The organism is Niveibacterium sp. (genome assembly GCF_041909475.1).
Classification (GTDB): Bacteria; Pseudomonadota; Gammaproteobacteria; order Burkholderiales; family Rhodocyclaceae; genus Niveibacterium.
On sequence record NZ_JAYRDJ010000037.1, the window covers coordinates 31304 to 42250 of the forward strand.

Below are 10947 nucleotides of genomic sequence, written 5' to 3' on the forward strand. Positions count from 1 at the left end.
AAAAAGCGGCGGAGCACTTGCGTGCCCGCCGCCCTGGTTTGCCACGCGGAAGCGTTCAGATGGTCTTGACCGGAATCTTGCCGATCTTGGCCTGCCACTCGGCCGGGCCGGTCTGGTGTACCGAGGTGCCCAGCGAATCGACCGCCACGGTGACCGGCATGTCGACCACGTCGAATTCGTAGATCGCTTCCATGCCCAGGTCGCCGAAACCGACGACCTTGGCCGTCTTGATCGCTTTCGAGACGAGGTAGGCGGCGCCGCCCACCGCCATCAGGTAAACCGACTTGTGCTTCTTGATTGCCTCGATCGCCGCAGGGCCGCGCTCGGCTTTGCCGATCATCCCCAGCAAACCGGTTTGCGCCAGCACCTGTTCGGTGAACTTGTCCATACGCGTGGCTGTGGTCGGGCCTGCGGGGCCGACAGCCTCGTCGCGCACCGGGTCGACCGGGCCGACGTAGTAGATGAAGCGGCCGGCCAGATCCACCGGCAGCGGCTCGCCCTTGTTGAGCATGTCGACGATGCGCTTGTGGGCAGCGTCGCGGCCAGTGAGCATCTTGCCGTTGAGCAGCAGTACGTCACCCGGCTTCCAGGAGGCGACTTCCTCGCGGGTCACCGCATCCAGATTCACGCGCTTGCCCTTCGATGCGTCGTAGGTGAGGCTGGGCCAGTCGGCGAGCGAGGGCGGGTCGAGGAAAACCGGGCCGGAGCCGTCGAGCACGAAGTGCGCGTGGCGGGTCGCAGCGCAGTTCGGGATCATCGCCACCGGCAGCGACGCGGCGTGCGTCGGGTAGTCGAGGATCTTCACGTCCAGCACCGTGGTGAGGCCGCCGAGACCCTGTGCGCCAATACCTAGCGCATTGACCTTCTCGTACAACTCGACGCGCAGCTCCTCGATGCGGTTCTGCGGGCCGCGCTTGAGCAGCTCCTGCATGTCGATCGGGTCCATCAGCGCTTCCTTGGCGAGCAGCACAGCCTTCTCGGCCGTGCCGCCGATGCCGATGCCCAGCATGCCCGGCGGGCACCAGCCGGCCCCCATGGTCGGCACGGTCTTGAGCACCCAGTCGACGATCGAATCGGACGGGTTGAGCATCACCATCTTCGACTTGTTCTCGGAGCCGCCGCCCTTCGCCGCGACAGTGATGTCGACCGTGTCACCTGGCACCATCGAGTAGTGGATCACCGCCGGCGTGTTGTCCTTGGTGTTCTTGCGGGCACCGGCCGGATCGAGCAGGATCGACGCGCGCAGCTTGTTGTCCGGATCGTTATAGGCGCGACGCACGCCTTCGTTGATCGCGTCGTCGAGCGAACCGGTGAAGCCTTCCCAGCGCACGTCCATGCCGACCTTGACGAAAACGGTAACGATGCCGGTGTCCTGGCAGATCGGGCGATGGCCTTCGGCGCACATGCGCGAGTTGATCAGGATCTGCGCCATCGCGTCCTTCGCGGCAGGGCTTTCTTCAAGCTCGTAAGCACGCGCGAGGTTGGTGATGTAGTCCGCCGGGTGGTAGTAGCTGATGTACTGCAAGGCGCCAGCGACGCTGTCGATCAGGTCGCTCTGCTTGATGGTGCTCATATGGTCTCTCCCCCCGGATTGATCAGTGGTCTTTGCCCATGAGCAGCGTGCTGTTCATGATGCGGTCGGTGTACGCCATCACCAGTGCGGAGATGACGAAAGTGACATGGATGCCGATCTGGTACATCACGCCATGCTCGATCACCATGAGCTGGAAGGCGTCGGTTGCCTGGCTCATCTTGTTGCCCACGTCGATGAACACTTTCAGCAGGTGAATCGACGATATGCCGATCAGCGCGGTGGCGAGTTTGATCTTCAGCACGCCCGCGTTCACATGGCTGAGCCATTCCGGTTGGTCCGGATGCTCATCGAGGTCGAGCTTGGAGACGAAGGTCTGGTAACCGCCCACGGTGACCATGATCAGCAGGTTTGCGACCATCACGACGTCGATCAGGCCGAGCACGATCAACATGATCTCGACTTCGGACAGCGACGTGGCGTGCGACACCAGGTGGTACAGCTCGTGCAGGAACTTATAGACGTAAACGCCCTGCGCGAAGATCAGACCCAGGTAGAGCGGGGCCTGTAGCCAGCGGCTGGCGAAGATGAATTTCTCAAGCGCGTTGATGGCTTTGTTGCTCATGGTTTCTTTTAGGAATTGCTTGGGGTTGGTGGTGTGCGCGATCTGGCGCCGCAGTGCAGCAATGGATTCTAGCAGGCCGTCGGCAGCGCTCCGTGCGGGAAAGCCCCAAGTCTTATGTAAGAGCTGCGTAAGGCGCTGCCGATGTAATTCGAACCCATAAGAGCCGGGTCGCTTCGCCTGCCAGTGTGCAGCTCGAATGGGCCGAACGGCACTCAAACCAGTCAGAACCCGAGGAGGCTAGTGGCGATGTCGAACGTCGAAACCGCAACGCATGAACACCGCGTATTCCCGCCGTCGGAGGCGGTTGTCAAGGCTGCCGCCGTGTCCGGTGTGGCTGCGTACGAAGCCCTCTGCAAGGAAGCCGAGACGGACTACGAAGGCTACTGGGCCCGCCTGGCGCGCGAACACCTGAGCTGGAAGCAACCCTTCACCAAAACGCTGGGCGCCGAGAATGCGCCCTTCTTCAAGTGGTTCGAAGACGGCAAGCTGAATGTCTCCTACAACTGCCTCGACCGCAACGTCGAGGCGGGTCTCGGTGACAAGGTGGCGATCATCTTCGAAGCGGATGACGGCAAGGTCACCAAGGTCACTTACAAGCAGCTGCTGGCGCTGGTCAGCAAGTTTGCCAATGGCCTCAAGTCGGTCGGCATCAAGAAGGGCGACCGCGTGCTGATCTATCTGCCGATGTCGGTGGAAGGCGTGGCTGCGATGCAGGCCTGCGCGCGGATTGGTGCGACGCACTCGGTGGTGTTTGGCGGCTTCTCCGCGAAGAGCGTGCAGGAGCGTATCCAGGATGCCGGCGCGGTGGCGGTGATTACTGCGGACGAACAGTGCCGTGGCGGCAAGGCGATTCCGCTCAAGCCGATCATCGACGAGGCCTTCGCGATGGGCGGCTGCGAGTCGATCAAGAACGTGATCGTGTATCAGCGCACCGGCGGGTCGATCCCGATGACGGCAGGCCGCGACGTGTGGTTGCACGAACTGATCGCCAACCAAAGCGAGACCTGCGAGCCGGAATGGGTCGATGCGGAACACCCGCTGTTCCTGCTCTACACCTCGGGCTCCACCGGCAAGCCGAAGGGCGTGCAGCATTCGTCGGGCGGCTACCTGCTCCACGCGGTGCTGACGATGAAGTGGACCTTCGACATCAAGCCGGACGATGTCTTCTGGTGCACCGCCGATATCGGCTGGGTTACCGGCCACACCTACATCACCTATGGCCCGCTGGCCTGCGGCGCAACCGAGATCGTCTTCGAAGGCGTGCCGACCTATCCGGATGCCGGCCGTTTCTGGAAGATGATCGAGTCGCACAAGGTGTCGATCTTCTACACCGCACCGACCGCGATTCGGTCGCTGATCAAGGCTGCGGACGTGAATCCGGCGGTGCATCCGACGAAGTACAAGCTCGACAGCCTGCGTTTGCTGGGCTCGGTCGGTGAGCCGATCAACCCGGCCGCCTGGCAGTGGTACTACGACAACGTGGGCGGCGCGCGCTGCCCGATCGTCGATACCTTCTGGCAGACGGAAACCGGTGGTCACATGATCACGCCGCTGCCGGGTGTGACCACGTTGGTGCCGGGTTCCTGCACGCTGCCCTTCCCGGGCATCCAGGCTGCAATCGTCGATGAAACCGGCAACGATGTGCCTTGGGGGCAGGGCGGCATCCTGGTCGTGAAGAAACCTTGGCCCTCGATGATCCGCACCATCTGGGGCGATCCGGAGCGCTTCAAGAAGAGCTACTACCCGCAGGACTTCCAGGGCAAGTACTACCTCGCGGGCGACGGCGCGATCCGCGACAAGGACAACGGTTACTTCACCATCACCGGCCGTATCGACGATGTGCTGAACGTGTCCGGCCACCGCATGGGCACGATGGAGATCGAATCCGCGCTGGTCGCCAACCCGCTGGTGGCGGAAGCCGCCGTGGTGGGGCGCCCGGATGAGCTGACCGGCGAGGCGATCTGTGCCTTCGTGGTGCTCAAGGGCGAACGCCCGACCGGCGATGCAGCGAAGAAGATGATCAAGGAGCTGCAGGACTGGGTCGGCAAGGAAATCGGCCCGATCGCCAAGCCCAAGGACATCCGCTTTGGCGAGAACCTGCCGAAGACGCGCTCCGGCAAGATCATGCGCCGCCTGCTGCGTGCGCTGGCGAAGGGCGAGGAAATCACGCAAGACGTGTCCACGCTTGAGAACCCGGCGATCCTCGAACAGCTCAAGGCCTGATGCATGCGGCAGCCACGTGCTGCCGCTAATCCGATTGGCTAGCAGGGGAAATCGCCGCTGCCACGCAGCGGCGGTATTGAAACGGTAAGGGCGTTGGGGGACGCCCTTACCGTTCGTTTTCTCTGCGCCAAGCGGCTTGATGGCGCACAATTCCGGTGCTGCCAACCCGGCCATGAAGGTCCGGGCATCGCCATGGCGGCGGATACCAAAAGCCCGCTTCAATGCAAAGTGGGCGAGGAGGAGACAAATGGCCAAGCGTGTCCTGATCGCGGATCCGGACGAATCAATCGTTGTGTCGCTCGAATTCCTGCTGCATCGCGCAGGCTATGTCGTGGTCGTCGTTGAAGATGTGGCCGAGTTGCCCGAACGGGTCGTCAGCGAAGCGGCGGACGTGGTGGTGATTGCCGATGAGCAGCGCGGCGCGCTGGATGGTTTCGAGCTCTGCCGCGCGGTGAGCGCGGAGCGGCTCGCGCCGCCCGTGTTGATGCTCGCATCTCGCGCACGCGATGCGGATGCAGCGAAGGCGCGCGCCGTCGGGGCGGCGGATTTCCTCGCCAAACCCTTCCCGACGCGGGAATTTCTTGAGCGTGTCGCGCGCCTGGCGACGGGGGATGCTTGAGCGCGAAGCGTGAGCGGATCCTGTGGTGCGTGGTGCTGGCTGTGCTACCGCTGCTGGCCGTGCTGCTTTCCGTGCTGGCAGTACGCAGCGAACTCGACGAGGCTGCGCGTGCGACGCTCGTCTCCCTGCTGAGTAATCAGTGGCCGCTGCTCGTTTTGGTTGGGCTTGCGGCGAGTGGGCTGGCCGCGGCGCTGGCGTGGAAGTTCGGCGAACGTTACGGGCCGGCGGCGTTGCATATGGCCGACGATGTTGAACTCGTGCTCGGCGGCCAACATGGTCGCGCGATTCAGCCCAGCGGTGCACCCGAAGTCGTCGAGCTTGCCAGCCGCGTGAATCGCCTGATCGTAGCTTTCGATGCCGCGCGGCGCGATGCCGAGCTGCGCGCAGAGCAAGCGCGCGCAACCGTCGAACGTGAACGCAATCAGCTGGCGGCGCTGGTTACCGAAATGCCGCAAGGCGTGCTGGCCTGCAATCGCGAAGGGCGCATCCTGCTCTACAACGGCCACGCGCGAGATCTGTTCGGTGGCGTTGGCGATGGCGGCCTGATCGGGCTTGGGCGGCCGATCGAAGCGGTATTCGACCGCCGCCTGCTCGCACACACTCGCGACCGACTGTGGCGCCAGATGGCGCGTACAAACGGGCGCGCGGTGGTCAGTTTTGTCACCGCGAGCGCAGCGGGCCGCCTGATCCGGGCGCGGGTGTCGCCTGTGCTGGGCGGCGATGCCGAGCGGCCAGCCTTGGACCGCCTCAATGGTTATCTGATCCTGACCGAAGACATCACGCGCGAATCGGAGCAGGCGGCACGGCGCGACCGTCTGGTCGAGCTGCTGACCCAATCGCAGCGCGGCGGGCTTGCCAGCATTCGTGCCGCGGCCGAGAACCTGATCGAATTCGACGATCTGGATGCGGGCCAGCAGCGTCGCTTCCTCGAAGTGATCCGCAACGAGGCGGTGCGGCTGTCCGAACGTGTGAGCGACACGGCGCGCGAATTCTCCGATGTGCTGCGAGCAAACACTGCGCTTGAGGCGATGCACGGCATCGACCTGGTGGGCGCCGCACAGCGCCGCATCGAGGCGCGCACCGGCATGCTGACCAAGCTCGATGACCTTGATGCCGAGATCTGGCTGCGTGTGGATAGTTTTGCAATTGTGCAGGTGCTGACGGTGCTTGCGCAGCGAGTGTACGAATCGATCGAGCCGCGCGAAGTCCGCTTGGCCCTGCGCAGCGATGCCGGCATGGCGCAGCTAGAGCTTTCCTGGGGCGGCACCGCGCTGTCGAGCGAATCGGCCGCCGGGTGGGAAATGGAGCCGATGCTGCTGGCCGGTGAGACGAGCCCGCGCTCGATCCGCGAAGTGCTACATCGGCATGAGGGCGAACTCGCTTACGGACGCGAACGTGCCAGTGCCCGTTCATGGTTCCGCGTACTGCTGCCGCGCGCCGGTGCAGGTGATGAACTTGTCAGCGGGGCGGAGAGTGATGGCGCGCGCCCCGAGTTCTACGACTTCGACCTGTTCGCGTGGGGCGAACGGGGCAGGGCGCTGGAAGACCGCCCGCTGGCGGAGCTGGCCTACACCGTGTTCGATACCGAGACGACCGGGCTCGACCCTTCGGGCGGTGACGAGATCATCCAGATCGGCGCGATCCGTATCGTCAATGGTCGCTTGCTGCGCGGCGAGCGCTTCGAGCAACTGGTCGATCCGCGCCGCGAGATCGATCCGGCGTCCGAGGCGATCCACGGCATCTCGCGCGAGCGTTTGCGCGGCGAGCCGGACATCCTGACCGTGCTGCCACGCTTTCACGCCTTTGCGCGAGAGACGGTGCTGGTTGGCCACAATGCCGCTTTCGACATGCGCTTCCTGCAGATGAAGGAGGGGGTGACCGGCCTACGCTTTGATCAGCCGGTGCTCGACACACTCTTGCTGTCGGCCGTGCTGCACCCGAATCAGGAAACCCACAAGCTCGATGCCATCGCCGAGCGCTTCGGCGTACCCTTGCTGGACCGCCACGACGCTGCGGGCGACGCGCTGGTGACAGGGCAACTGTTCCTGCGCATGATCCCCTTGCTTGCCGAGCGCGGTATCGTGACCCTTGGCGAAGCGCGCGAAGCCTCGGAAAAGACTTTCTATGCCCGCATCCGATATTGAATCGCCGTTGCCGCCGGACGCGGCGGCGAACACGGCATTCTCACTGCACACGCCGCTGCGTACGCTGGTGCGCCGCGCGCCGGTGACGGTCACGCCCGAGGCGAGCGTGCGCGAGGCACTGGAATTGATGGACGCGGGCCGCATCGGCTCGGTGCTGATCGCTGCGGAGGACGGTATCCCGCAGGGCATCCTGACCTTCGGTGATGTGCTGCGCCGGGTCGTGCTGTCGGAAGAGGCGAACCTCTGGCGCCCGGTGACCGAGGTGATGACACCCGGCGTGGTGAAACTGGGCGCCGAGGCAACCGCCTACGAGGCCGTGCTGCTGATGGCGCGCCGCAACGTGCGCTACGTGACGGTGATGGATCGCAATGGCCGCCTGGCTGGTGTGGTGTCGCGCGGCGATCTCTACAGCGCGCAGCGCATCGCGTCGGAAGAGGTGGTCAACGCGGTGCTGTCGGCACGCGATCTCGCGCAGCTTGCCGCCGCGGCGGACGCCGTGCGTGCGTTCTCGGCCCGCCTGGTGGCGCAGGGCATGGCGGCTGAGCAGACGATCCAGTGGATCTCATCGCTGAACGATCTGATCGCGTTGCACGCGATCGATCTGGTGCGGGCGCAGCACACGCTGCCGGACGTACCCTGGTGCTGGCTGGCCTTCGGTTCGGAAGGGCGTTTCGAACAGACGCTGGCCACTGATCAGGATAACGGCATCCTATTCGAAGCCACCGGCGAAGCGGACACCGCGGCGCTGCGTGCGCAGTTCCTTCCGTTTGCCCAGGCGGTGAATGCCGCGCTGGCTGATTGCGGATTCCCGCTCTGCAAGGGCGAGATCATGGCCGGCAACCCGAAGTGGTGCTTGTCGGCGGAAGAATGGCGCGCGCGCTTCCTGGGCTGGATCACGCATGCCGAGCCGGTGGCGTTGCTCAATGCCAGCATCTTCTTCGACTTCCGCCCGCTTTACGGCGAGGCGGCGCTGGCTGAATCGCTGCGCGACTGGCTACTCGATCACACCGTCGGCAGCGCCTTGTTCCTGCGGTTGATGGCTGCCAACGCGCTGCAGGGCAGGCCGCCTTTGGGCCTTATCCGCGATTTCGTGTTCGACAAGCACAGCGAACACCCCCGCACACTGGATTTGAAACTGCATGGCGTACGCCCGTATGTCGACGCGGCCCGGCTGTTTGCGCTGGAGCAGGGGCTACGCGCCACCAATACCGTGCAGCGCCTGCGCGATGCCTCGCAGCATGTGTCTTTCGGCGGTGAAGACATTGCCGCAGTGATTGATGGCTACCACTTCATCCAGTTGTTGCGTCTGAAGAACCAGAAGGGTGAGGCGGAGTTTGGTTCTCCTAATCGTATCGACCCGGTACGCAGCATCAACCACCTCGAGCGCCAGGTGCTGAAGCACGCTTTCCGCCAGGCCAACCGTTTGCAAGATCGCCTGCGCGCCGATTACCGGTTGTGATCGCCGCCGCCCTATACTCGCGAGCTTCCCGCGGCACCTGAGTGCTCGTCGTCATGGACCCCTACAGCCAGCGCCTTACCAAGCTCTACCTGATGTACCTGCTGGGCCTGCTCGGGTTCCTCGGGTTCCTCGCCGGGGCGGAACGCGCCGGGCTGCCGCCGCGCTGGATCGGCTACACCTTCCTGCTCGCGACGATCGTGCTGTATGCGGCGATTGGCGTGGCGAGCCGCACTTCGGATGTTGTCGAATACTACGTCGCAGGGCGTCGCATCCCGGCGGTGTTCAACGGCATGGCGACCGCTGCGGACTGGATGAGCGCGGCCAGCTTCATCGGCATGGCGGGCACGCTTTATTTCTCGGGCTTCGATGGCCTCGCCTTCGTGATGGGCTGGACTGGAGGCTACGTACTGGTGGCCTTGCTGCTTGCGCCGTTCCTGCGTCGCTTTGGCGCCTTCACGATTCCCGACTTCCTTGGCGCGCGCTACGAAGGCAACCTGCCGCGCTTCATCGGTGTTGCCGCGGTGGTGCTGGCGAGCTTTGTCTACGTGGTGGCGCAGATCTACGGCGTCGGCCTCATTACCAGCCGCTTCGCCGGTATCCGGTTCGAAATCGGCGTCTTCGTCGGCCTTGCGGGCGTGCTGGTGTGCTCTTTCATGGGCGGTATGCGGGCGGTGACCTGGACCCAGGTCACGCAGTACGCGGTGCTGATCGTCGCCTACCTTGCGCCGGTGTTCATCTTGTCCTGGACGGTGACCGGCATCCCCGCGCCGCAGATCATGTATGGCAAGGTCTTGCATGACCTCACGAAGGTCGAGCAGCGGCTCGCTACGGACTCACACGAGATGGAGGTGCGCGAGCTGCGCGTGGCGCGCGCGGCGGCGCGGGAGGCGCAGACCGCCGCGCTGCCCGGTTCGCTGGTGCAGGCACGGGAATCGGCTGAAGCCAGACTGGATGCCTTGCGCTCGCAGCCCAATGCGGCCGCGCGTGAAATCGCCGTGGTGCAGCGGCAGCTGCGCGAGATGCCCGCCAACACCCTCGATGCGCATACCCAGTGGTCGCGTGCGCGCAGCGATGAACTGGCGCGCGCTCGCCCACCCTTGCCGCATGCGCAACCCCATGCTGGAACCTCGGGGCAGGAAACGACCGATGCGCGCAACAACTTTCTCGCGCTGGTGTTCGTGCTGATGGTGGGCACTGCCGGCATGCCGCACATCCTCGCGCGCTACTACACCACGCCCGGCGTGGCATCCGCGCGGCGCTCGGTGTTCTGGTCGCTGTTCTTCATCCTGCTGCTCTATCTCACCGCGCCGGCCTACGCCGTGTTCGCCAAGTGGGAGATCTACACCCGCATCGTCGGTTCGCCAATTGCGGAACTGCCGGCCTGGGTGGCGTCCTGGGGCAAGGTCGGACTCGTCAAGATCGAAGACATCAACCACGACGGCGTGCTGCAGCTCGCCGAGCTCACGCTGAACCCCGACGTGATCCTGCTCGCGCTACCCGAAATTGCGGGGCTGCCCTACGTCATCTCCGGCTTGGTCGCGGCCGGCGGGCTCGCGGCCGCGCTATCTACCGCGGATGGGCTGCTGCTGACCATATCGAGCGCGCTGTCGCACGACGTCTACTTCCGCATGATCAACCCGCGCGCCTCCACGCCGCGCCGCCTCGTCATCTCCAAGACGACCCTGTTGCTGGTGGCCTTCCTCGCCGCGTGGCTCGCCTCGCAGCGGCCGGACAGCATCGTATTCACCGTCGGCTTCGCGTTCTCGATCGCCGCCGCCGGCTTCTTCCCCGCGCTGGTACTCGGCATCTTCTGGGAGCGCGCCAACAAGTGGGGCGCCATTGCCGGCATGGCCGCCGGCTTGGCGACGACCTTGTCCTACGCGGTACTCACGCACCCGTTCTTCGGCGGCTCGATGGCCAACGCGTGGTGGGGCATCCACCCGATCGCCAGCGGCATCTTCGGCGTCGTGGCAGGCTTCATCACGATCGTGCTGGTCAGTCTCATTACACCCAAGCCCAGTGCGGCCGCGCGTTCCCTCGTCCTCTCGCTACGCACACCGCGCCAGAAGGCGGAGGCGGCCAATACGTCGGATTTGGAGAATCGCTCCGCTTTCTGATATATTCGCCGGCTCACCACGGAGAGGTGGATGAGTGGTTTAAGTCGCACGCCTGGAAAGCGTGTTTAGGTGAATAACCTAACGCGGGTTCGAATCCCGCCCTCTCCGCCACAGTGCTAACAAAATCGCGCCTTCCGGGGCGCTTTTTTGTTTTACCCATCATAAAACCCATCATCCGGATGCCCATTGCGGCGCCGCTAACGGTCCCGAAATGAGCGGGGCTTCGAGC

7 protein-coding genes and 1 tRNA gene are annotated in these 10947 nt (G+C 64.4%); 6 read left to right on the forward strand and 2 right to left on the reverse strand.

What is annotated here, in order from left to right; genetic code table 11:
* Positions 1–55: 55 nt before the first annotated feature.
* Together ACE3P0_RS18205 and ACE3P0_RS18210 are read right to left on the reverse strand one after the other, a co-directional pair.
* A complete protein-coding gene (locus ACE3P0_RS18205) occupies positions 56–1573 on the reverse strand; it encodes a fumarate hydratase (RefSeq protein WP_374404185.1) in 1518 nt (505 codons plus the stop codon).
* 22 nt (positions 1574–1595) lie between these two features.
* Positions 1596–2156, reverse strand: coding sequence for a TIGR00645 family protein (locus ACE3P0_RS18210; protein ID WP_374404186.1), 561 nt, complete (start codon positions 2154–2156; stop codon positions 1596–1598).
* Positions 2157–2402: 246 nt separating this feature from the next.
* On the opposite strand from ACE3P0_RS18210, the gene acs reads away from it, so the two are divergent.
* The 6 genes from acs to ACE3P0_RS18240 all read left to right on the forward strand — a co-directional run bounded on the left by acs (position 2403) and on the right by ACE3P0_RS18240 (position 10829).
* Entirely contained in the window at positions 2403–4379 is a 1977-nt protein-coding gene (gene acs, locus ACE3P0_RS18215; protein WP_374404188.1) for an acetate--CoA ligase, read from the forward strand.
* Positions 4380–4626: 247 nt separating this feature from the next.
* Positions 4627–4998 (forward strand): response regulator, encoded by a 372-nt coding sequence (locus ACE3P0_RS18220; RefSeq protein WP_374404189.1) that lies wholly within the window; start codon positions 4627–4629, stop codon positions 4996–4998.
* Positions 4995–7142 carry an exonuclease domain-containing protein gene (locus ACE3P0_RS18225; RefSeq protein ID WP_374404190.1) on the forward strand — a complete coding sequence of 716 codons (2148 nt, stop codon included), beginning with the start codon at positions 4995–4997 and terminating at the stop codon, positions 7140–7142. Before ACE3P0_RS18220 ends, ACE3P0_RS18225 begins: the two co-directional genes overlap by 4 nt.
* Entirely contained in the window at positions 7123–8601 is a 1479-nt protein-coding gene (locus tag ACE3P0_RS18230; RefSeq protein WP_374404192.1) for a DUF294 nucleotidyltransferase-like domain-containing protein, read from the forward strand. The genes ACE3P0_RS18225 and ACE3P0_RS18230 overlap by 20 nt, the downstream gene beginning before the upstream one ends.
* Positions 8602–8654: 53 nt before the next feature.
* Positions 8655–10718, forward strand: coding sequence for a sodium:solute symporter family protein (locus ACE3P0_RS18235; protein WP_374404193.1), 2064 nt, complete (start codon positions 8655–8657; stop codon positions 10716–10718).
* Between the two features lie 20 nt (positions 10719–10738).
* A tRNA-Ser gene (locus tag ACE3P0_RS18240) sits at positions 10739–10829 on the forward strand.
* Positions 10830–10947 lie beyond the last annotated feature (118 nt).